General features: G+C 43.0%; 21 protein-coding genes. 7 read left to right on the top strand and 14 right to left on the bottom strand.

Annotation, left to right across the window (positions count from 1 at the left end; all coding sequences use genetic code 11):
• Positions 1-5: 5 nt before the first annotated feature.
• From rplI to alr, 3 genes are all read left to right on the top strand, one after another.
• A complete protein-coding gene (rplI, locus tag FTU03_RS06720) occupies positions 6-452 on the top strand; it encodes a 50S ribosomal protein L9 (RefSeq protein ID WP_004783880.1) in 447 nt (148 codons plus the stop codon).
• Between the two features lie 216 nt (positions 453-668).
• Positions 669-2,108: a replicative DNA helicase gene (gene dnaB, locus FTU03_RS06715; RefSeq protein WP_004783882.1), complete on the top strand. Its 1,440-nt coding sequence runs from the start codon at positions 669-671 to the stop codon at positions 2,106-2,108.
• A 231-nt stretch (positions 2,109-2,339) separates the two neighbouring features.
• Positions 2,340-3,410, top strand: a complete 1,071-nt coding sequence (alr, locus tag FTU03_RS06710; RefSeq protein ID WP_179992464.1) for an alanine racemase — start codon at positions 2,340-2,342, stop codon at positions 3,408-3,410.
• 62 nt (positions 3,411-3,472) lie between these two features.
• Here alr and FTU03_RS06705 read toward each other — a convergent pair whose 3' ends face one another.
• From FTU03_RS06705 to FTU03_RS06685, 5 genes are all read right to left on the bottom strand, one after another.
• A complete protein-coding gene (locus FTU03_RS06705; RefSeq protein WP_179992463.1) occupies positions 3,473-3,904 on the bottom strand; it encodes a BLUF domain-containing protein in 432 nt (143 codons plus the stop codon).
• A 114-nt stretch (positions 3,905-4,018) separates the two neighbouring features.
• Positions 4,019-4,753 (bottom strand): proteasome-type protease, encoded by a 735-nt coding sequence (locus tag FTU03_RS06700; protein ID WP_004783888.1) that lies wholly within the window; start codon positions 4,751-4,753, stop codon positions 4,019-4,021.
• A 20-nt stretch (positions 4,754-4,773) separates the two neighbouring features.
• Complete coding sequence (locus tag FTU03_RS06695; RefSeq protein WP_179992462.1) at positions 4,774-5,553, bottom strand: transglutaminase family protein; 780 nt, start codon at positions 5,551-5,553, stop codon at positions 4,774-4,776.
• Positions 5,550-6,152, bottom strand: a complete 603-nt coding sequence (locus FTU03_RS06690) for an alpha-E domain-containing protein (RefSeq protein WP_004783892.1) — start codon at positions 6,150-6,152, stop codon at positions 5,550-5,552. Before FTU03_RS06690 ends, FTU03_RS06695 begins: the two co-directional genes overlap by 4 nt.
• Before the next feature lie 22 nt (positions 6,153-6,174).
• Positions 6,175-7,734 (bottom strand): circularly permuted type 2 ATP-grasp protein, encoded by a 1,560-nt coding sequence (locus FTU03_RS06685; protein ID WP_179992461.1) that lies wholly within the window; start codon positions 7,732-7,734, stop codon positions 6,175-6,177.
• 241 nt (positions 7,735-7,975) lie between these two features.
• Here FTU03_RS06685 and FTU03_RS06680 point away from each other — a divergent pair, with 241 nt between their 5' ends.
• Positions 7,976-8,998 (top strand): YafY family protein, encoded by a 1,023-nt coding sequence (locus FTU03_RS06680; protein ID WP_166134987.1) that lies wholly within the window; start codon positions 7,976-7,978, stop codon positions 8,996-8,998.
• Between the two features lie 460 nt (positions 8,999-9,458).
• The gene (locus tag FTU03_RS06675; protein WP_125278993.1) at positions 9,459-11,129 is read left to right on the top strand and encodes an FMN-binding glutamate synthase family protein; all 1,671 of its coding nucleotides are present in this window, start codon (positions 9,459-9,461) and stop codon (positions 11,127-11,129) included.
• Positions 11,130-11,213: 84 nt separating this feature from the next.
• Here FTU03_RS06675 and FTU03_RS06670 read toward each other — a convergent pair whose 3' ends face one another.
• From FTU03_RS06670 to FTU03_RS06655, 4 genes are read right to left on the bottom strand one after another with little or no spacing between them, the layout of a single operon-like run.
• Positions 11,214-12,257, bottom strand: coding sequence for an alpha/beta hydrolase (locus FTU03_RS06670; protein WP_004783902.1), 1,044 nt, complete (start codon positions 12,255-12,257; stop codon positions 11,214-11,216).
• On the bottom strand, positions 12,257-13,396 hold the full coding sequence (locus tag FTU03_RS06665; protein ID WP_166134989.1) for a YdcF family protein: 1,140 nt from the start codon (positions 13,394-13,396) through the stop codon (positions 12,257-12,259). The genes FTU03_RS06670 and FTU03_RS06665 overlap by 1 nt, the downstream gene beginning before the upstream one ends.
• Before the next feature lie 5 nt (positions 13,397-13,401).
• A complete protein-coding gene (murB, locus tag FTU03_RS06660) occupies positions 13,402-14,439 on the bottom strand; it encodes a UDP-N-acetylmuramate dehydrogenase (RefSeq protein WP_166134992.1) in 1,038 nt (345 codons plus the stop codon).
• A gap of 3 nt (positions 14,440-14,442) precedes the next feature.
• The gene (locus FTU03_RS06655; protein WP_004783908.1) at positions 14,443-14,952 is read right to left on the bottom strand and encodes a low molecular weight protein-tyrosine-phosphatase; all 510 of its coding nucleotides are present in this window, start codon (positions 14,950-14,952) and stop codon (positions 14,443-14,445) included.
• Positions 14,953-15,070: 118 nt separating this feature from the next.
• Between FTU03_RS06655 and FTU03_RS06650 the strand changes: the two genes are divergently transcribed.
• Together FTU03_RS06650 and FTU03_RS06645 are read left to right on the top strand one after the other, a co-directional pair.
• Entirely contained in the window at positions 15,071-16,228 is a 1,158-nt protein-coding gene (locus tag FTU03_RS06650) for an iron-containing alcohol dehydrogenase (protein WP_125278997.1), read from the top strand.
• A 54-nt stretch (positions 16,229-16,282) separates the two neighbouring features.
• The gene (locus tag FTU03_RS06645) at positions 16,283-16,717 is read left to right on the top strand and encodes a thioesterase family protein (RefSeq protein ID WP_104425981.1); all 435 of its coding nucleotides are present in this window, start codon (positions 16,283-16,285) and stop codon (positions 16,715-16,717) included.
• 7 nt (positions 16,718-16,724) lie between these two features.
• Here the strand turns inward: FTU03_RS06645 and dnaX are convergent, their stop codons facing one another.
• From dnaX to FTU03_RS06620, 5 genes are all read right to left on the bottom strand, one after another.
• A complete protein-coding gene (gene dnaX, locus FTU03_RS06640) occupies positions 16,725-18,815 on the bottom strand; it encodes a DNA polymerase III subunit gamma/tau (protein WP_179992460.1) in 2,091 nt (696 codons plus the stop codon).
• A 275-nt stretch (positions 18,816-19,090) separates the two neighbouring features.
• A complete protein-coding gene (locus tag FTU03_RS06635) occupies positions 19,091-19,534 on the bottom strand; it encodes a copper resistance protein NlpE N-terminal domain-containing protein (protein ID WP_179992459.1) in 444 nt (147 codons plus the stop codon).
• A gap of 83 nt (positions 19,535-19,617) precedes the next feature.
• Complete coding sequence (locus FTU03_RS06630) at positions 19,618-20,880, bottom strand: serine hydrolase (protein ID WP_179992458.1); 1,263 nt, start codon at positions 20,878-20,880, stop codon at positions 19,618-19,620.
• 59 nt (positions 20,881-20,939) lie between these two features.
• Complete coding sequence (locus FTU03_RS06625; protein WP_179992457.1) at positions 20,940-21,794, bottom strand: MaoC/PaaZ C-terminal domain-containing protein; 855 nt, start codon at positions 21,792-21,794, stop codon at positions 20,940-20,942.
• Between the two features lie 157 nt (positions 21,795-21,951).
• A complete protein-coding gene (locus FTU03_RS06620; protein WP_004783922.1) occupies positions 21,952-23,343 on the bottom strand; it encodes a 3-oxoacyl-ACP reductase in 1,392 nt (463 codons plus the stop codon).
• Positions 23,344-23,526 lie beyond the last annotated feature (183 nt).

The following is a 23,526-nucleotide window of genomic DNA, read 5'->3' as shown; positions in this document are numbered from 1 at the left end:
GAGCTGTGGATATTATCTTATTACAACGCATTAAAAACCTTGGTAAACTTGGTGATAAAGTTTCAGTTAAAGCTGGTTACGGCCGTAACTACTTGATCCCTCAAGGTAAAGCAGTTGCAGCTACTGAAGCTAACACTGCTGCTTTTGAAGCTCGTCGTGCTGAACTTGAGAAACAAGAAGCTGAAGTATTAGCTGCTGCTCAAGCACGTGCTGACCAATTGAACGAAGTAAACATCGTAATCACTGCGAAAGCTGGTGATGAAGGTAAACTGTTCGGTTCAATCGGTACTCGTGACATCGCTGACGCGTTGACAAATGCTGGTCTTACAGTTGACCGTGCTGAAGTTCGTCTTCCAAATGGCGCACTTCGCAACACTGGTGAATTCAACATCGCAATCCAATTGCACCATGATGTTGCTGCAGAAGTTCTGGTTACTATCGTAGCTGAGTAATTTCTCACCGAAAAAAGGGCATGCTTTGGCATGCTCTTTTTTTATCTCTAAAAAATATAATCTGCTCAACAGTAGAAAATTCAATTTATTCTTCGCGTTCACAAAAAATTGCACTTCGCATTTTGGATCAGACCGCGTATCATTTCATCTCGTAGTGAATAAACCTTATTCATCTCCGACAATATTTAACCATTGTATTTAAAATCAGGGATTTATATGTCACAGGCGAATGCCAGCAAAAAGGCACCTACCGCTAAACCAGAAATTGTTGCTGATACCCAACTTAAGGAGTTCCGTACTCCCCCGCACAATTTAGCGATTGAACAGGCTGTACTTGCTGCCCTTATGACTGTGGCTGAATCTTTTGAACAAGTCGGCGATGTACTTACCGAAAATGATTTTTATGCGACCCGGCATAAATATATCTTCCGTGCCATTGAACAGCTTTCTAAAGAAAACTCGCCTTATGATGCAGTACTGGTTCATGACTGGCTGATCAAGCAGAACTTACTCGATGCGGTCGGTGGTGAAGAATATTTAATGCAGCTGATGGCTGATTCGCCTTCGAGTTTCTATAACCTGGAAACCTATGCCGGAAAAATTAAAGAGTTCTCTACTTTACGTAGCATGATCAAGGTCAGCTCTGAAATTTTACAGAATGCCTATGACACTAAAGGCCGTCCGGTGAGTGAAATTCTGGATCTGGCTGAAACTAATATTTTCTCGATTGCCGAACAACATAATAACAATGCCAAGGCTCAAGGTCCAAAAGCGATTAATACCGTTGTAGCTGACGTGTTCGACAAGTTGAATGAACTGTCCCAATTAGAAGGTTCAATTACCGGTCTGACCACCGGTTTCGTGGAACTAGACAACAAAACTTCCGGTATGCAGGCCGGCGATTTAATTATTGTCGCAGCCCGTCCCTCTATGGGTAAAACCACCTTTGCCATGAACCTGGTCGAAAGTGTGCTGTTTAACAACAACCTTCCTGCGCTGGTCTATTCGATGGAAATGCCAGCGGATTCGATTGCGATGCGTTTGATTTCCTCTTTCGGCCGTGTACATCAAGGTCACTTACGTGCTGGTAAAATGGACAGCGATGAATGGTCAAAAGTGACTAGTACCATTGTGCATTTACAGGAAAAGCATCTTTATATCGATGATTCCTCTGCACTACCACCGACTGAGGTTCGTGCGCGTGCGCGTCGTATTGCCAAAATGCATGGCGGTAAGCTCGGTTGTATCATGGTCGATTATCTTCAATTGATGAAAGTACCGGGTATGGGTGATAACCGTGTAGGCGAGATCTCGGAAATTTCTCGAAGCTTAAAAGCCTTGGCCAAAGAGATGCAATGTCCAGTCATTGCCTTATCACAGTTGAACCGTTCTCTAGAAAACCGTCCCAACAAACGCCCGGTGATGTCTGACCTTCGTGAATCTGGTGCGATCGAACAGGATGCCGACTTGATCATGTTTATTTACCGTGACGAGGTTTATAACAAGGAATCGAAAGAAGCCGGCACTGCCGAGATTATTATCGGTAAACAGCGTAATGGTCCAATTGGTACCGTACGTCTGGCATTTGAAGGTCAATATACCCGTTTCAGTAACCTCTCTCCTGAGTTCTATGCCCAGTATGATGATGAAGAGTAAGTATTCAAGTTTGATCTGAGTGTAGAAAAGAGGCCGAAATGGTCTCTTTTTTATTTAGAATGCTTGCTGTGCATGAAATTATATAAATGAGCATGTCCATTTATAGTAGATAGGTCTACAATATTCACAATTTTGAAATGACCGCTTTTGTTTTCACAATCCTGTTATTTCTCTCCCTGTTTTGTGTGTTCCACACGATATTATTTTTGTCATCCCGCAGGAGTATCTAGGGTGCGCCAAGCTACAGTTTATATTGACAGTGAAGCACTGCAATATAATTTAAACCGTGTCAAACAACTTGCCCCAACCGCTAAAATCGTCAGCATGGTCAAAGCCAATGCTTACGGACATGGAATTAAAGACTGCTTAGCAGCCTTAAAAGATAGTGATGCCTTTGGTGTCGCCTGTCTGGAAGAAGCCCTGGAAATTCGTGAACTCGGCTACCAGCAACCCATTACCCTAATCGAAGGCATTTTCTCTGCAGATGAAATGCAGGTTGTGATCGATCAGAATATTGAAGTCATTGTGCATCATCAGCCACAACTGGACTGGTTACTGGCAAATAAAGAAGCCTATATTGCGAAAGGCCTAAAAGTTTGGGTAAAACTCAACAGCGGTATGAACCGTCTTGGTTTTAAAATTGATGTGATTAAAGATGTGATCAATCAATTAAAAGCAGAAGGTTTTACCTGCGTGCTGGCGATGCACTTTGCCAATGCTGATGCGGAACATCCTCTCAATGAACAGCAAATCCAGCAGTTCTTGGAAGTGAAGAATGACTGCGCACCTTTAATGGGTTCTTGCTGTAACTCAGCTGCGATCTATAAATATCCAGAATTGCATTTTGACTTTGTTCGTCCGGGCATCATGCTCTACGGCGCGACTCCATTTGCAGACAAGACTGTACATGATCTAGATCTAAAACCAGTCATGACTTTTACCGCTGAAGTGATTGCATTGAATAATATCAAACCTGGTGAACATGTCGGTTATGGTTCAACTTTTACTGCTGACAAAGACATGACCTTGGCCATTGTTTCTATCGGTTATGGTGACGGTTATCCACGTGCTTTCCCAAAACAGAACCATGTAGCGATTAATGGTCAGCAAACCCGTGTGATTGGCCGTGTGGCAATGGACATGATTGCCATTGATGCAACTGGTCTCAATCTGGAATTGGGTACTGAAGTCGAACTATGGGGCAAATCCCGTCTGGTCGATGATGTGGCTGAAGCCAATGGCACCATTGGTTATGAATTGCTTTGCCGTATGTCTGCCCGCCCGGTACGCAAACTAGTTTAAAGAAAAACTATTTAAAAATAAAAAAGCCCAACTCATGTTGGGCTTTTTTATATTGTCAGCATTCAAGCTGATTTTTGCTCTTCATTTTCGATTAATGACAGTTCAAATAATAAAGCATCTACTTGTTCCTGGTTAAAATCATTAGGCGTAAAAACCTCAAATCCCATTTCTTGGCAGAATTGTTGAATAGAACTACGTTTAGAAATATATTTCATTGACCAGTCGCCAAAAGTACGCTGCTCAATCTCTTTGGTTTCAAATAGTTTAATATTTTTATGGCGTGGATCTTTAGACAGTCTCTCTGTCAGTAAAGCTTTTAAAACCAGACATTCCCCTTCCAGGCACTGGAAAAAATGTCCATCAGCAAAATAAAGCACCCCTGTTATTTGATTAGAATGATTAAAATCATGTGCTTCTTTAAGGATATCCGTTAAATCTTGAAGTAAGTCGGCTTTGGACGAGGTACTTTCACTGGCGTAACAAAATTGGTACATGCGGCTAACCTCTATTCTTATCTATGCAATATCGTATAGAAGTTAGCACTGTACACTAAGCAGTCAATTTTTACTAATTCTTATAAGAAAAACTTATTTTTATTTCTATAAATATTATAAGAAATAATCATTCGATGGGGTGGGTAATTCAGCCAGGCCTTTCTTTAAAGTTTCTGACCATTGCCGACTGATATCCGTAAAATATTCATCGTCTTCAGCAATACGTTTACCTTTCGGCATCATTAAGCTGTCTTTTTTATAGACAAGTACATCCAGTGGCATACCGACAGATACATTTGAACGTAAGGTAGAAGCAAAAGAAATCAAAGAACAACGTAATGCTTCATCGAGTGGCATATCATAGGTCAAGGCACGATCCAGAATCGGCTTACCGTATTTGCTTTCACCAATCTGGAAATATGGCGTATCTCGTGTCGCGCAAATAAAATTGCCTTGCGGGTAGATATGATAGAGCTGCATTTCCTGATTTTTAATCTGGCCGCCGACCAGGAAATTACAATAGTAAGTACTTTGTTCTAAACTATCATCCGTGACATTGGCAATCACTTTTTTGAGTGTATTACCCACCAGTTCCGCAACATCAAACATGGTCGGTAAACTCAGGATATTCGGTTCCTGCCTGAGTTCCAGCTGATTTCTGATATGTCCGATTACCGCCTGTGTTGTTGCCAGGTTTCCGGAAGCCTGGAGTACGATAACGCGCTCCCCATCTACCCCAAAGGTATATAATTTTCGAAATACCGAAATGTGATCCACACCAGCATTGGTACGTGTATCACTGATAAATAGCATACCTTGCTCTAAACGAAGGGCACAACAATACGTCATTTTTTGTCCTTATTAATGAATTAACATCCTAGTACCTGGACGATGGAATACATGGATTCCACACCGCCTTCTTCTCTTACACCACGTACTGGTGCAACATCCCAATAGTCGCGCCCCACCGCAACATAGACATGCGCACTAGGCGTAAATAACAGGTTACTCACATCAAAACAGTACCATGCCTGTTCAATAAATACCTCAGCCCAAGCATGACTCGCCAGATGTGAGGCATTCTGTGCATAAAGATAACCTGATATATAACGTGATGGTAAACCTAAATGTTTACACATGGCGATAAAAATATGACTGTGATCCTGACAGACGCCCTGACGTGCTTCAAAAGCATCAATAGCAGACCCCTGTACCGTAGTACTATTTGATATATAAGGAACGTGTTCGAGTACGGCTTGAGCCAAGCCGATTAAATGTTTACGAGTTAATGCTGGAACATGACGATCTGCAAAATCCTTCATCTCTGCATTGCATTTTGTTGCTTCAGTCGGCTGTAAAAATAGATATGGATTTAAGGAATCATTTAAGCCCTGCTCATGCGCGAGATTTAGCTCAACGATGCCTTGTGCCATGATCATCAGGCTATGATAGGATTCACGCTGTGTACTGGTCATCCAGAGATTTTTAAAGGCATCATGCCGAATCACTTTCTGACCCGGTACACTGACATCCCAATAATGCACCTTCTGATGTTCATTGGTGGAAGGCATCATTTTGATGTACTGAATACTGTTCCTCACCTCGGCTGTGTACGTGTATTGCGTTTGGTGATTCACCATCAATTTCATACATCAGCCTCGAACAAGCGATGAATATGATCACTAAACTGGTAAAACTGCTTCAGATCAGGTGCGGCACGTAACTGTGTCCAGTATTGTTTTACACTGCCCCAACCAATCTCACAGAGTGTATCCACAATATAATCGATTTTACATAAGGTACGGGTAGTATCCTCACCGAGACGTAACTGCTGATCTAGCTGTTCCAAACATTGGCCCAGACTGAAAAATAGAAATACATCTGATGATTCTGCTTCTAGAATTTCGGCACAATCTGTCACGACATCGCAGATATAACCGGCATTCTGATCCGCAGTTTTAATCAGTTTCAGTAGTTCGGAATAGGCTTTGCCAGACAATACACCGCGTAATTCCTGAATATTGTCTTTTGCCACCTGAAACTGTTGGGTAAATGAAGTCGGTTGGGTACTATCCAGAACCAGCTCATTTAATGAACTGGCATCAAACGCAGGCAAACAGAAAGCATGTGCATAAGCCACAGCGGCTTCATCATCTAAAAATGGAAAATGCGAACATAAAAACTGGGTACGAGATAAATAACGGCCTAACCAAAAAATATGTTGCGCATTGGTATTTAACAAAACCATGACGTTATCCTTCTTTGGAATGTTATGAATGTAAGTTGTCGACTACCCAAGTATCTTTGATCCCGCCACCTTGCGATGAGTTGACCACCAGTGAGCCTGCCTGCATGGCTACCCGGGTCAGACCACCTGGCACAATTTCAGTGCGGTAAGGTGAGCTCAAGACAAAAGGACGCAGATCAATATGTCGTTCAGCAATACCAAAATTGCTTAAAGTCGGACTGACCGACAAATTCAAAGTTGGCTGCGCAATATATAAATGCGGCGCAGCTAAAATTTTATCTCTGAAAATATCAATATGCTGTTGAGAGGCTTGTGGCCCAATCAGCATGCCGTAACCGCCAGAACCTTGTGCTTCCTTGACGACCAGCTGATCCAAATTTGTCAACACATAGTCCAGATCTTCCGGATTACGGCATTGGTAGGTTGGAACATTATTTAAAATCGGTTTTTCACCCAAATAAAAATGAATCATTTTATCGACATAAGGATAAATCGATTTATCATCTGCCACACCTGTACCCGGGGCATTTGCGATTACAACATTGTGCTGTAAATATGCGGACATTAAGCCCGGAACACCCAAAGTACTGTCTGGTTTAAAGCACAGTGGATCAAGATAGGCGTCGTCGACTCTTCTATAAATAACATCAACCTGTTGACGCCCACGTATTGTTTTTACATAAACCTTCGAGTTCTCAACAAAAAGATCACGTGATGTCACTAAAGGCACATTCATCTCCCTTGCAAGGCAAGCGTGTTCATAGTATGCACTATTGAAACGACCCGGGGTCAAAACTACAATGAATGGATTATCGGTATAAGCATTTTCCGCCAGAATTTCTTTTAAGAGTTTTGGATATTGTTCAATACCGGCAATATTGGATTGCTCAAACACTTTTGGCATTAACTTCTGGCTGATCTTGCGGCATTCCAGCATATAAGACACCCCAGATGGCGTTCTCAGGTTATCTTCCAGTACATAAAATTCACCTTTGGAATCTCGGATAATATCAATCCCGCTAATCTGGCTATAGATACTGCCTTTCAAATGATGCTGGTACATATGTGGCTGATACGCTTCATGGGTGAGCACCTGAAGCTCAGGGACAATATTGGCTTTAAGAATATCCTGCTGATGATAAATATCATGCAGAAACAGGTTTAAGGCTTGAACACGCTGTGCTGAACCGAGTGCCACCATATTCCACTGTTTACGGGCAATCACCCGTGGGATTACATCAAAAGGAATAGTCCGCTCAGTGCCTTGCTCATCTCCATACACGGTAAACGTAATACCGTCATAAAGAAAATGTTCTTTTGCTACTTCATTTAGCTGATTCAGTTCATCTAGTGTATGCTGTGACAGCCATTCTTCAATTCGTTGACCTGCCTGACTGTGTATTACCTGATGATCACGCATTTCATTGAAAAATTTCGAAGAAATCTCTTGGTATAAAAAATGCGGACTGTGCTTGATTGAAATATTAAGTGCTGTAGTATCTGTAAAATTTTTGCTTAAATCTGCTGCAGTATGATTTTCTACTGTTGTAATAGTATTTGTATCCTGGCTTTCTTTTAGCATACAAACCTCTTCATTGTAATCTATTATAATAAAATCAAAGCAATATCCATGCCATGACATCCGTTTCGAAGTCTGTATTAACCCAGTAAAGTGCCTATTCACTCAATATCATTTTTCGCCAAGATGTTTACGGATTGTAGGTCAATTGTTGCGCAGAATAACTTGCGAAAAAAATTCAGATTTCTTATTGTGGTAAGCTCATATTTAATTTGTTTCCACTGATTGCCAGTAAAAATACATTATGTCAGCACAAGAAAAAGAAACCTCCAATAGCCTTTACCGCCAATGGCAAATCTTGTCGCGTCTTTCTACCGGCAAATGGATGGGAACCCGTGAACTCCAGGAAATCCTGAATCGCGAAGGGATCGAGATCAGTTTACGCACCATTCAGCGTGACCTGAATCAGATTGCCCAGCGTTTTCCGATTGAGAGCAGTAAAACCACACCACAAGGCTGGCGCTGGCGTTCAGATGCCCCTATTCAAAGCTTGCCGCATATGACCAGTTCACAGGCGGTGACTTTTATGATGGTGGAAGAACATCTCAAACACCTACTGCCACCTAGTCTGATTGAAGAAATGAATCCCTGGTTTGATCTGGCTCGACGCAGCCTGTCTTCACAAAATAACGTACGACAATGGATTAACCGGGTCAGAATCGTGCCAGCTACCCAACCGCTTATTCCGCCTGTCGTTGATAAAACGGCCCAACAGGCGATTTACGAAGGCCTGTTACAGGACAAACAGCTGGAATGTGTTTATCAGGGTCGTGGTCATAATGGCGAAGAGAAAACCTATATTTTAAATCCGCTGGCATTAGTGCAAAAAGGTTCAATTATCTATCTGGTCTGTACCCGTCATGATAAATCGGATATTCAGACCTTTGCCCTGCACCGTTTTAAATCAGCAGAGGTGCTGAATTCTCGTGCCCTACACCCGGTAAATTTTGATATTGATGAATATATTGAATCTGGCGCTTTAGGATTCCGGGTCGATTTTAACCAGCCAACGGAAAATGTATTGCTTCAACTGAGCATGCCTGAATCTGATGCGCACTATTTTGAAGAAAGTCAGCTCAGCAAAGATCAAAAAATTGAAAAAATTGAAAATGGCATAGCCCTGATTAGCGCAACTGTGCCTTTTACCTCACAACTGGTTTGGTGGTTACGAAGTTTTGGCAATAAAATCAAAAATATCGAACCAAAAATAGTGGCAGATGCTGTTTACCAAGTGAATGAAACTGATTCAGTCTCTTCCAAAGAATAAAAAAGTCCCCATTTTGGGGACCTGATCAATTTATCATTTTATTTTTCTTATTGTTCTGGTGGTCTGTTACTGAGCCGGTCTGCTTTCCTCTTGCCCCAGAAAACAGACCGGATGTGTCACATTAGAAATTAAAGAGTCTGATAACATGAGCAAGCCAGCTCTGCATTATTAAAACGGATCGATTTTTTTGTCATAATTTACACTCCTGCTGTGGGGATAAAAATCACTATAGAGCGCTTAAGCCTGTTTTTGAAATAAAAAGAATGCATGCCTTTTGCACAATTTTTCCATAGAAGATTATTTGGAAAATTTATTATCTATCTAGAAGTGAGGTATAGCGGCCTACGCTCCATTTTCAGCAAGTTTATAAAATTAAAAAACAATTCTATGCTTGTATAAGCCAGGCAGCTCTGCACATTATTAAACGCTATCGTAGTGGAAATAGGGATTTAATTTCATAATGGCTAACCCTGCGCAATTAGTACGACACAAATTACTTAATACTTTCTTTTCACGGCATTCGGTCTGGTTTGCCTGCATCACCATCGCCGTTATTTTTACGATTTTTCATATCGGTTATGAGCCGCGCTATATTTATTATTTTATGCCGGCAACCTTAGTGAATACACTATGGATCGTTAGTATTCTGCTGAGCCTGCTAGGCCTATATGACGTCTTGCAGAACAGACATTCAATCTTAAAAAATTATCCGATTATGGGCCACTTTCGTTTTATCTTTGAAGAATTCCGTCCTGAAATTCGTCAGTATTTTATTGAAGCGGATCGGGATGCTTTGCCATTTTCACGTATGCAGCGCAGTCTGGTGTATCAACGGGCCAAAAATGAAAATTCAGATAAGCCTTTCGGCTCAATCATGAATGTCTATGAAGAAAATTATAAGTTTATTAGCCACTCTCTCACCCCTTGCCGACCTGCTGATCCAGAAACCTTCCGCATTCTGATCGGCAATGAGCAGTGTACGCAGCCTTATTCTTCTTCAATTTTGAATATCTCGGCTATGAGTTTCGGGAGTTTAAGTGCCAATGCGGTTCGGGCTTTAAATCTTGGTGCGCAAAAAGGCAAATTCTTTCATGATACCGGTGAAGGTAGTATCAGCCCTTATCATCTGGAACATGGCGGTGACATTGTCTGGGAAATTGGTAGCGGCTATTTTGGCTGCCGGACCTTAGAAGGTCAGTTTGATCCGGTAAAATTTGCAGAAAAAGCTAAGCTACCTCAGGTAAAGATGATTGAAATCAAGCTTTCACAAGGCGCCAAGCCTGGGCATGGTGGCATTTTACCTAAAGCCAAGATTTCAGAAGAAATTGCACAGATTCGCGGGATTAGCCGTGAACATGACTGTGTCTCACCTTCTGGACATCCGGCGTTTAAAACCCCGATTGAAATGATGAATTTCATTCAACAACTACGTGAGCTTTCTGAAGGTAAGCCAGTCGGATTCAAGCTTTGTCTGGGTCAACCTTGGCAATTTATGAGTATGGTGAAAGCCATGCTACATACCAAAATTTATCCTGATTTTATTGTGGTAGATGGATCTGAGGGCGGTACCGGTGCTGCACCAATTGAATTGATTGACTATATGGGTACTCCTTTAAGAGAAGGTCTTTTGTTTGTGCACAATACCTTGGTCGGTGCAGGATTGAGAGACAAGATTAAAATTGGTGCAAGCGGGAAAATTATCAGTGCCTTTGATATTGCTAGTACCATGGCACTTGGAGCTGACTGGGTTAATTCAGCGCGCGGATTCATGTTTGCAGTCGGATGTATTCAGGCTCAAAGTTGTCATACCAATCAATGCCCTGTGGGAGTCACTACTCAGGATAAAGAGCGTCAAAAAGCCCTGCATGTCCCGACTAAGGCCGAGCGAGTATTTTATTTCCATAAAAATACAATGCATGCCCTGTCTGAGCTAATCGCTTCAGCAGGTTTAAAACATCCTTCTGCTATTAAACCGCATCATCTGGCACAGCGAATCAGCAATCATGAAATCAAGAACTTTGCCCAGATTCATTTCTGGCTTAAAGAAGGTGAATTATTACACTGTGAAAATAAAGATGAGGAAAACTTTTATTTCCGTATGTGGAATATGGCCAAACTGGAAAGTTTTTGAGCCTATAAGAATCAAAACTTAGTCAAATTAGACAAGAAAAGGGCGTTTACTAAAACGCCTTTTTTTAATTGAGAGTGTCACAGTCTAATAATAGGTCTTACTGCCATGCGCATGTAAAAAGGCTGGAATTAAACCTGTGAGTGCTGCACGGATATCCGCGCGTTCATTAATCAATTGATGTGAACCTTCTTCCAGCATTAGCAAAGTTTGCAGGCGGAACTTGCGCCGGATAAATTCAATATTGTAACGCCAGTCCACTGTCTGATCCTGAGCACCTTGAGCTAACCAGACAGGGATACGACAGGCTGGACGTGCTTCCATTTCCTGCATCCAGCGTGACATCGCCAGAATCCAGTCCATGCCCATCATGCGGGGTTGCAAAGGATCTTTGAGGCGGATAAAACGCAGAAATTCAGGATTATGGTTATTACGACGGAAATGACGTGGTACTTCACGCTTGATCCGGCTGATAATGCCGAGTCCGAGCGGATTATGCCACCAGGCAGTTTTAGCCGGACGAATCAACGGTGACAATAACAGCACGCGATCTACAAACGGATTTTCACGTCGTTCTGCAAATTCGAGCAAATGATGCATCCAGATCGCACCACCAGTACTTTGTCCAATACCAACCCATGGTTTCGGTAACTGCTCTGCATGCTTCACATAACGATATACCGCATGCAAAACCTGCTGGTAATGGTCAAAATTCTGGATACTGGCAGATGAACCATCGCTGAGACCATGCCCCGGCAGGTCATAAGTCAGGACGCTAAAGCCCTGTTCCAGCAACTCACGTACGATCGGCTGATAAATTCCGCTATGTTCCAGATATCCATGTAACAGAAAGGCCGTTCCCTGAATCTTGTCAAAACGGGTATTTTCTAGATTAGGTGTAAATACTTGCACATGCAGTTTAAACAGCGGCATCTGTACATAGCCCTGCCAATGCTTGCAATCCAGCAAATCGAAACCATATAGTCTGCGATAAGACAGCAGATCAATAGTCGGCTGGTCATCCCTATTCAAGTTTAAGGGCTGTAAAAGCTGTGGCGTTGTTTCCCTGCTTGGCACAGGTAAATCCAGCTGTTTCAGGATGGTCGGATTTAAAAACGGAATATCAGACATTAAGGCACCTCCCGACAGTCACTGGAGCCAAACCACATATCGCGGATAGTGGCCAGCATTTCATAATTGGCACGGCGACTATGATCATAATTTTGTCGACTTGGACGCCAACGGGTCAAGGACTTCGGCATCGGTGCTTCCACTGGAATCGTTTGAATACCATTCAGTGCAAACAGACGACGGGTACGCGGCATATGATAACGGTCGGTAATCAGAATCACAGTCGGTGCCCCACCTTTTTTTTGCAATAATAACGAGCTGAAACGGGTATTTTCACAGGTATTCATGCTGCGGTCTTCAAGCAATTTGGCATCGACATTGTAATTTTGTAACCAGCGCTGCATATACGGCGCTTCCACACCACTCAATACGATCGGTAACTGATACTGTTTTTCAACTGCGAGTGTGGTTTCCAGACGCAAACGCGTATAGTCATTGACCACAATATCCTTACCATTTTCATGTAAAGTTAAACCACCACCTAAGACCACAATGGCATAAGGTTTAGACTGATTGACCGGTTTCTGTTGCTGCTGTTCCTGCAGTAAAGCCAGATCTTCCTTGATTTCCTCTTTCGCTGTGACCTGTACGGCACTCGCTTCTTCATCTTCCAGAGGATGAGTCGTTAAGAATTCAACATATTGTTCAATCCGTTCCTTGTTTTCATTACTGTCCCATTCCAGCAGTTCGCGGACCTTCTGAGTCGGGTCAACGGCTTCCACAGGTTCTTGCTGGGACAATAAAGGCACTTGTGCAGGCTGGTTCTGTTCTGCTTTTTCTTCCTGCTGTTCACGCTGATGTTCTTCAATCATCTGTTGCAGTACCTTGTAACGTGCCTGAATCAGCATCAGATTGGCAGAATGATTTTGCTGGATATCCTGCTCCATCACACGCAAATAAGCCTGACGGGCAATCCACTGATCAGAACCTGGTTCGAGCGTATCATCTTCACTCAAGGAAGCCATTTTCTGGCTTTGTGCTGCAACTTCGTTAATTTCAAAGGACACAAATCGATTGAGTCCCTTAACCACAAGCTGCGAATAAAATGGCGAATAGATCAACATCACCAGACAGCCGAAAAATACAAACAGTCCTGCGACGATTTGTACTAAACGGACCATCCAATGGGTGTTTTTCATATACGTTATTTATCCTGATGAGATCGAATTAAGCCTTTACAATCAAATAATACCGGTTCAGGTTCGAGCATAATCTTGAATTTGTCCCAGACAGCCTGCTGTACTGCGCCATAGGCTTGACGGACATCCGTCAGAGAAGCATGACCATAGTTCACCAGAACCAGTGCCTGTTTATGGAACATGCCAACTGGCCCAAGCTGTTTCCCCTTCCAGCCTGCCTGATCAATCAGCCAGCCTGCCGCCATTTTAACCTGATCATTGGCCTGTGGATAATGGGGCAAATTAGAAAAATGCACAGCAATTCGGTCAAAAACCTGTTGATTTACGATAGGATTTTTAAAGAAACTTCCCACGTTTGGAAATTCTTTAGGATCAGGCAGTTTGCTCTGACGAATCCGGATCACCTGCTGCTGCAAGTTTTCTGCTGTGAGATTATCACCCACCGCTGCTTTAAGATCACCATAATTCAGTTTCAGATTTGCCTGTTTTAGTAATTTAAAAGTAACGTGTGTAATCACATAACGTGTTGGATCATCTTTAAAAATACTATGACGATAGGAAAAATGACAGTCTGAAGCAGGAATGGAATCAAATTTTTTCAGCTTACGGTCATAGACCTCTACCGCATGAATAAATTCGCCGACTTCGACACCATATGCCCCAATATTCTGCACTGGAGATGCGCCGACCAGTCCGGGAATCAGGGCCAGATTCTGTAGACCATAGAGTTTCTGTTCTGTCGTCCAGAGTACGAAGTCATGCCAAACTTGGCCCCCACCTACCCGCAGACATTGATGCTGCTCATTTCCTTCTAGCATTTCAATGCCCTGGATATCCATATGCAGGACGAGAGCATCAATCTGTTCCGGCAATAACATATTGCTACCGCCAGAAAGAATCAGCACATTCAGTTGTTGCTGCTCAGCAAACTCCAGTGCAGCAATCAGATCATCAGTTGATTGGATCCGGCTGTAGTAAGCGGCAATCACTTCGAGATTTAGCGTATTAAAAGGTTTAAGTTGAACCTGAGTCTGAATCTGCATGACTTAAACCTTTTCTGTTTGATGTTGTTTAAAAATTTCTACCCAGGCCCGACTGCTGGACTCACATTGGTTCAGGACACGCTCAAAACCATCTGCCCCGCCATAATATGGATCTGGCAAAGCCTGTTTTGGATAGTGCTGATCATGTTCACTCATTAAAGCAACCTGGGCACGCAGGCGTCCGAATTCTGCCTCTGCCTGATGCTGGAGCGCCTGAATATCTGCCAGATTTTCCAGATCCATCGCTAGAATCAGATCATAATCAATAAAATCATGGGTTTTGAGTTGACGCGCACGCAGGCCAGAAAGATCATAACCCCGTTTTAAGGCATGTTGCTGGCTACGCAAATCAGGTGCTTTCCCCGGATGGTAATTACTGGTTCCTGCTGAGTCGACCACAATATCGAGTTTCTGTTCATCACAATAATGTCTGAGTACCACTTCTGCCGTGGGAGAACGACAAATATTTCCCAAACAAACACATAACACCTTATATGGCGTTCTGGATGACATAAACAACCTCAGAGTTAATCATTTTCAAGATACTTATGTTAAGTTATTTACCTGATGAATCCTATATCACCGCCCCATAATAATTTTGTATTTGCGATAAAAATTAAAGGATAAAGACATGAATCGATTTCAGTTTCAAACCGTTCCCAACATCATCGCCGGCCTCGGCACGATTCAGGAATTATCCTCTATTCTCAAACAGGGCCGTTATCAGCGTGTTTTACTGGTCACTGATCCAGGCATGCTACAGCATCAATTACACCTGCCTATTCTGGAAATTATTGAAGATGCGGGACTAGATTATGCAATTTATTCCGATGTACAGGCCGACCCACCTGAGCATGTAGTGCTTGAAGCAGCAGATTTTGCCAAACAGGAAAATGTCGATATCGTGATTGGCTTTGGTGGTGGCAGCTCTATGGATGTCGCCAAGCTGATCGCAATCTTGAGTCATCCGGCACAGCACCAATCTTTGTCTGATCTGTATGGCGTAAATCAGGCTACTGGCCCCCGTTTGCCCTTGATTTTGGTTCCTACCACTGCAGGTACAGGATCTGAAGTTACTCCGATTTCAATTGTCACTACAGGTGAAACTACCAAAACCGGAATTGTGGCACCGATCCTGTTTGCAGATACTGCCATTCTGGATGCAACCTTTACCCAAAATCTGCCGCCCTTAATTACTGCTGCGACCGGCATTGATGCCATGGTCCATGCCATTGAAGCTTATACTTCTAAAATCAAAAAAAATCCCTATTCCGATATGCTGGCCAAGCATGCCTTAAAACTGTTAAATGCCAATCTTCAACGTGTGCTAGATGATGGTCAGGATCTGGACGCACGTCAAAACATGCTGGTCGGCTCGATGCTAGCAGGTCAAGCTTTTGCCAATGCACCAGTAGGTGCAGTGCATGCTTTGGCTTATCCATTAGGTGGACATTTCCATATTTCGCATGGACATAGTAATGCACTGGTATTAACTGAGGTGATGAAATTTAATACGCCGGATGCCAAAGCCCTCTATGCCGAACTGATGTGCTGGTTAGATCCACAAAGCAAAGGCTGCCATGATGGCCTGACTGACCTGTTTATCGATCATTTTAATAATCATCTGGTGAAAAGTGGCTTAACCCTGAAACTTAAACAGTTAGGAATTCCTGAACATATGCTAATGATCATGGCCGAAGATGCCATGAAACAGAGCCGCCTGTTACAGAACAATCCACGTGAACTTACTCTGGAAGATGCTTACAACATTTATCAGGCGATCTATTAGATTTAGGATTATTTTCGACTCAGCAGATCTAGCCACTACAAGTTATTTAAAAATATGAAAGCAGCTCTTAAACAACGCGAACATTATTCATTTTTTCTGCCGATACAGACTCGTTGGGCGGACAATGACCTGTATGGCCATGTCAATAATGTCACTTATTACAGCTATTTTGATACGGCCGCGAATGCCCTTTTGATTCAGGAAGCCGCATTTGATCCCAAATATTCTCCAATGATTGGACTGGTGGTCAGCTCGCAATGCCAGTTCAATCAGGAACTGTCTTATCCGGAAATTATTGAGGTAGGTGTCGCCATAGAAAAAATGGGGAATAGTTCTCTCAGCTATGATCTGGCAATCTTTAAAATGAATTCTGATACGGCAGCCGCTCAAGGCAGTTTTGTGCATGTGTTTGTCGATCGCTACACACGAAAAAGCACCCCGATTCCAGCTGAAATGCGGGATGCTTTAGCGCGTTTTGTCTCAGCCTAAAATTATTTTATTTCAGCTGAATATTGTGCAATTCACCATCAAACTGTTCCAGCAAGTCACGTACAGCCGGTTCAGCATGCAGCAGCTCTTCTGCGCGTTTAAAAGCGCGTACTTTACGTTCTTGCTGCATGGTATATGGCGTTAACTGCTCTACATCTTCAAACTTCACCTGGAAAATGGTCTGTGGCCATTGTTCCCGCAAAGCTGCTTCCAGATGATGTTGTAGCTGCGACAAAAGCGGCTGATAACGCTCTGGAATATGAAAGACCGATGCTGCATTAATCTGACCAGTCATGATGCCATACTGAGCCAATTCCTGAACTGCCGGAGATAACTGACTGTTACGGAACCAGAATTCCCATTTTTCTACCGTCCATTCACCCTGCATATCCTGTACCGGAATTTGCAGAATATCCTGAGGCATCAGATTACGGTCTGTAGAAATATTTGTATTTTCGATCTGAGTAGATGCAACCTCAGTCTGAGTAGAAATTTCTGGCTGGCTTTCATCTGCTTTATGAATCACTTGTTCTGATTCAGGAGCTAAAGCATCCAGACTAAACTCGGATTCTTGTTCTACTGGTGCAGCAATATCATTTTCAGGAATGAATTCTTCTAAGAGAAAATCATCACTGCTGGCTTCAGGGCTGGATGGAACAGGTTCTGCAGGAACATCGTCAAAACCAAACAGGCCATCTTCCAGGTTTGGATCAAATACAATCTGATCAGACTCAGATTGTTCTACTCTAGTTGATTCAGCTTGTATGACTTGAGGCTCAGAATTGGTTTCTGGCTCGTCTTCATCCAGAAAATCATTCGAAGATGGTTCAGACTGTGCAGTGACTGGATGATTATCCTGATCGTCTTCATAGCCAGCATCTAATGAAAAATCTTCTCCAGCAGCTTGAGCAACCGGCGCACTTTCCTGCTGCGTTATCTGATGTTGCTGTGGAACTGATGCAGCAGGTACAGCTTGTGGTATCTGAGCTGTATTGGCTGGAATTTCATTGGGCTGTAGCGGACGGAAGGCTAGCAAACGCAGCACCGTCATCTCAAAGCCTTGCTCCTGCGTAACCGCAAGCTGTAGGTCAGCCCGGCCTTTACAGGCAATCTGATAATACAGTTGCAAATCTTGTGCTGAAATCAAAGCCGATAACTGCATGATCTTTTGATTGATCTCGGCACTGTATTTCAGGCTTAAATCCGGCAGATATTGTAATAAAGCCAGTTCATGCAGGGTAGAAATCAGCTGATCTAATACCAGTGATACATCCAGCGCCTGCTGACGGAATTGCAATAATAATTCGCTAACACGTGCTTTCTGATTCTGATGAATCGCCAGAATCAGATCGTAAATGATGGTTCGGTCGATCAAGCCCAGCATGTCTTTGACATCCTGATGTTGAATGGCACCCTGACCATAAGCAATCGCCTGATCCGTTAAAGACAAAGCATCACGAAGCGAACCCTGTGCTGATTCGGCAATCTGCCAGATCGCATCCTGATCAGCCTGAATGCTTTCTTTGGTGAGAATATTACCCAGATGTTCAGTAATTTCATCAACAGCCAATGGACGCAAAGTAAATTGCAGGCAGCGAGAAATAACAGTAATCGGCAGCTTTTGCGGATCTGTGGTTGCAAACAGAAATTTGACATGCTCCGGTGGTTCTTCCAGTGTCTTTAATAGAGCATTGAAAGAATGCGTGGACAGCATATGTACTTCATCGATCAGATAGACCTTGAAACGACCCTGAGTTGGCGCATAAGGGACATTGTCCAGCAGCTCACGGGTATCTTCAACTTTGGTACGTGATGCCGCATCGATCTCAATCAGGTCAATAAAACGGCCTTCATTGACGGCGGTACAGGTCGGACATACCTCACAAGGAGTCGAAGTAATACCGGTTTCACAGTTCAAGCACTTCGCCAAAATACGTGCAATCGTGGTTTTACCAACACCACGCGTTCCCGTAAACAAATAGGCATGGTGCAAACGGCCACGCTCCAGTGCGCTGGTTAAGGCACGTGAAACATGGTTTTGACCGACCAATTCGTTGAAATTGCGGGGACGGTATTTTCGCGCAAGTACTTGATACATGTATGCTCCTTTTTACAGGTCTAAGCATACTGTTTTTTTATAAAATAGTGAATGAATTAATCAGTTATGATCTGGAGAGATAGACCTATCAATCTGATTTAAATCAACTATCTCGAAGCTGTTTGCTCCATTTTTATGCCTGACTGAAATATCAGGATATTTTTAGTATATTTGGAAAATAAAATATCTATTGATTTTCGCTCTATTTGAGCGGATTAATACAATCTTAGAAATAAAAATTTCTGATCAAAGATAAAGGATTGGGTTGAATCTGTTTAAGCGAATCGCCCTAAAATAAAATCACTCTGCATCTGGTAGCGTTTACCGCTTTTGTCTTCACGGATTTCCAGCACATGCTCTTCCAAATCAACATACAGTAAATTACGAGTCGCTACATTCAACAGCTCAATTTTCTGATGAGAATCATCTTGGAAACGAATCGGGCCACTAAAGGTTTCCACCTCATTATGACCACTCAGGCTTTCACGTTCTAAAGTATAAGTTTGATCTTCGTGCAGAGTTAGCATGACAGCCATGCCCGGACAATCATCACAACGGGACAAGCAGCCCATGCAAGGAGTTGTACCCTGATACTCTCCCGCCCATGCTGGAATCTGTGCCTTGGCTTCAACAACAGTATTTTTAGCTGACTGGGTTTGATCCTGACAACCGAATAAAGCACCGGTTGCCACTAAGGGAATCAGTATTACTTTTTTCATGGTTTCATTTCGCAGCGCTGGAATTTGCCACAAAATAGCATATTTTAAATGGCTGACTAAACTCCCAAATCAAGGATATTCAGTTAGCGCCAGCCTTTTCTTCCTGTCAATACCGCATCAGCACAGCGTAAAGTTTCCTGCGTCAGCCCCCAAAGACGGTAATCTCCAGTTAATGAACCTGTTGGGAAGTTATGGGTATAGGCAAAACTTAATTCGCGTTCCGGATCACACCAGGCACCAGAACCGTTAAAACCCATATGACCAAAACCTGTAGAGGCTTTACCCAAGGTCAATATACGGTGATAACCCAGACGCCAGTGCATGGGTACAGGCATCACCCGATCACGACGGGTATATTGCACCTGGCTTAGTCGCTGGAATACTGGAGGTGAAATCAACTGCTGGCCTTGCCAAGCACCGTGATTGGCCAACATCGCATAGATTTTTGCCAGACTGTCTGCAGTAAAGACGCCATTAGCTGAAGGAATAATCGCCTGTAATCCCTCATCACTAAAGAAGCTAAAATTCTTCATGCCTTTAGGAATCATGCCATCCTGAAAATCTTGTGGACTCTGACCACTCCAGACCAGAGCACGCTCCATTAAACCGGGTTTGCGTGTAACTACTCTTTTGCCTTTAGAAGATTGAGATGCAGATTTTGCTTTAAAGATCGGTCGCGCAACTCGAGGCAGTTCATCCAGCGGCACACTAAAATAGGCACCATTTAATTGCAGAGGCTGAACTAAATATTCCTGCATTAATTGGCCTAATGATTTACCGGTTGCCTTTTCCAGTACTCCACCCACCTGCCAGCCAAAAGTCAAAGGTTGATAAGCGGCATCAGTCGTGGTCTGAAAACGTGGTTCAGCTGCCGCGATCCGCTCCAGCATGTGTGACCAGTCAGCCATTTCAGTGGCATCATCAATGATATTACGGATATCAAACAAACCACTTTGATGGCTCAGCATATGTGCCAAAGTAATCGACCGTTTACCTTTCTGGGCAAATTCAGGCCAGTATTCTGCAACTGATCTGTCATAGTCCAGATAACCTTTACTGACCAGAATGTGTGCCAATGTCGCCAGTACACCTTTGCCAGTGGAATAGCATAGTGACATGGTATCGGGCTGCCAGTTTTCTGTGGCAGACTTCTTTCCGGTATAAATATCGACAACTTTTTGTCCCTGAAAATATACGACAAGTGCTGCACCACCCTGATTAGTACGTGCATCCTGTAAGCGGCTAAACTGACGAGCAAGGTCGCGAAAACGTGTATCAACATCGCCCTGATAATTATGCTGATCAGCAAACAGATAATCTTTGATTGGCTGCATCATTCTATCCATAGAATTTTGATCCCTTAAAATGAAAAAGCCTAAATCGAGTTTAGGCTTTTGATTTAGATTTAAATCGCTTTTACATGGCCGGTCACATGCGGCTTCTGGTTTTTGCTATTCCGGATCAGGAAATCTGTATCATTCGCTGCTTGAGCCGTTAGAAACTCAACTTTAGAAGGCAAGTACATCGGTAGCTTGAACCAGACATCGGCTTCATACGCATCCGGCAATAACAGATTAGCCAGCGCTTTGGCTTTGCTCCACATACCATGTGCAATCGCCTGTTTAAAACCAAAAGCCTTCGCTGTAACAGCATGAATATGAATCAGATTAAAATCACCTGAAGTCATGGCATAACGGCGGCCGGTATTTTCTGAAATTTTCCATTCAGTATTTAGCTTATAGTCTGGCGCTTTACTTTCTGCCGGTTTAACAGCCGCTTTAACATCAGTCTTTTGACGTGAAAGATATGTAGTTAATGCCTCAACGACAACTTCATTGCCCACTTTGACTGTGGTAATAAAATCAAACTGAACGCCTTTGTCATGGGGCTGTAATTCACCAAATTTGCATGACAGGGTTAAAGTCTCATTTACACCGACTTTACGGTATTGCTTGACCTGATTACGGATATGTACCAGTCCTAAAATCGGGAACGGAAATGCTTCCGAGGTCATCATGTGCATTTGTAGACTTTGAGACAATACGGTCAAATAAATAGCTGGAATATAACCATTATTTTTAAAGCCACATACTTCATTATAGGCTTTTAAATGTTTCTGATCGACCTTGAATGAATCCACCACATATTCAACTTGCGGTAGAACTTTTTCAGCTTTCGGCTTTTTAAAAATCAAGCCTTGAATCACTTTTGGATAGGCTAAATAAGGTTTTGGAAGTTGACTAAAATGGCGCGTATTCATACTGAACCTTTAAAATATTCTTTTCATTTATATATGAGTGGAGTTCTCTCTCCCTTTGGGAGAGAGTTAGAGAGAGGGCTAAAAAAAGGCCCCTAATCTCCCTCTCCTAAATCCTCTCCCTGAGCTTTAATTAAACTGCAAGAAAGGACTTGATGCTTTAAGCCCCTAATAGGCTTTGACCACAGACACGAACCACGTTGCCATTTAAACCTGTTGAAGCCGTAGAAGCAAACATGGCAATTGTTTCTGCAACATCTACAGGTAGACCACCTTGGCTCATTGAGTTCATACGGCGGCCAGCTTCACGGATTGCAAATGGAATCGCAGCCGTCATTTGTGTTTCGATAAAGCCCGGTGCAACGGCATTAATCGTTATACCATTTTTTAAGGTTGGTGCTGTGAATTTCACCACACCAATCACACCCGCTTTAGACGCTGCATAGTTGGTTTGACCCAGGTTACCTGCAATGCCTGAAATTGAGGATACACAGATAATACGGCCATTGGCATTTAGACCATCGTTGGAGATTAAATAGTCATTTACACGTTCAATGGCAGACAGGTTGATGTTAATCACCAGATCCCATAGCTCAGGTTTCATATTGGCCAAAGTCTTGTCGCGGGTAATACCGGCATTGTGCACAATAATGTCCAGACCGCCTTGCTCAGCTGCTGCTGCTTTGATTTTCTCACCTGCATCTGCAGCAGTAATATCGATGGCTAAAGTTGAACCGCCAATTTCGCCGGCTACACGGTCAAGGTCTGCTTGCTGTTGCGGAACATCCAGACAGATGACATGTGCGCCATCACGTGCCAATACATGAGCAATCGCTTCACCAATACCACGGCTCGCACCAGTCACTACAGCAGTTTTGCCCGCTAATGGTTTAGTCCAGTCTACATCCACTTTTTCAGCAGGTGAAACACGGATCACCTGACCAGAAACATAGGCAGAACGTGGAGAAACTGCAAAGCGTAAAGCAGATTCAAGATTTGCTTCAGCACCGGCATCTACATAGATCAGGTTTGCTGCAATTCCCTTTTTAAACTCTTTACCCACAGATTTTACAAAACCTTCCAGTGCGCGTTGAGCAATTGACTGACTGACTGATTTAGCAGTTTCAGGCGTAGTCCCCACAATCACGACACGGCCAGAACTTTGGATTTGACGCGCAATCGGGTTGAAGAAATCATAAAGTGATTTTAACTGTTCTGAATTTTCGATTCCTGAAGCATCAAAAATGACAACTTTGAATTTTGATTCTTTATCGCCCGGATTAAACGCGCCCAGATTCAGTCCAGCCGATGCAGCAGCCTGTTGCAGTTCAGCATTGTTACCTGCATAACTATTGGCATGAATATTTGCCAGAACCTGAGCAATAGCACCAGTCAAGGTACTTGCCGGTGCTGCTCCAAACAATACCGCACCTTTGACAACTGGTGTAGCAGACTCAAAACGGTCTAAAGAAGTTGGGGATGGCAGACCCAAATTTTTAATGACAAATTTACCAATAGGAGATTTTGCAAAAGTTTGGTACTGATCAGTCATGTTTATTATCTCTCATACAAATTAATTTTTGGTTGATCTAAAGTTATCCTTAAACTTCAGTATGATGCCAGACACTTATATTTCAATAGATCTACCAGTTTCCGCCCAATCATACTTGAGATAACAGGCAGATGACTTGACCTAAGCGCAGTCTGTAATGTCATTGTAGTCAATACAGCCTAT

This window comes from Acinetobacter sp. YH12046 (assembly GCF_013419905.1).
GTDB lineage: Bacteria > Pseudomonadota > Gammaproteobacteria > Pseudomonadales > Moraxellaceae > Acinetobacter.
This window is presented reverse-complemented; position numbering and strand designations above follow the sequence as displayed.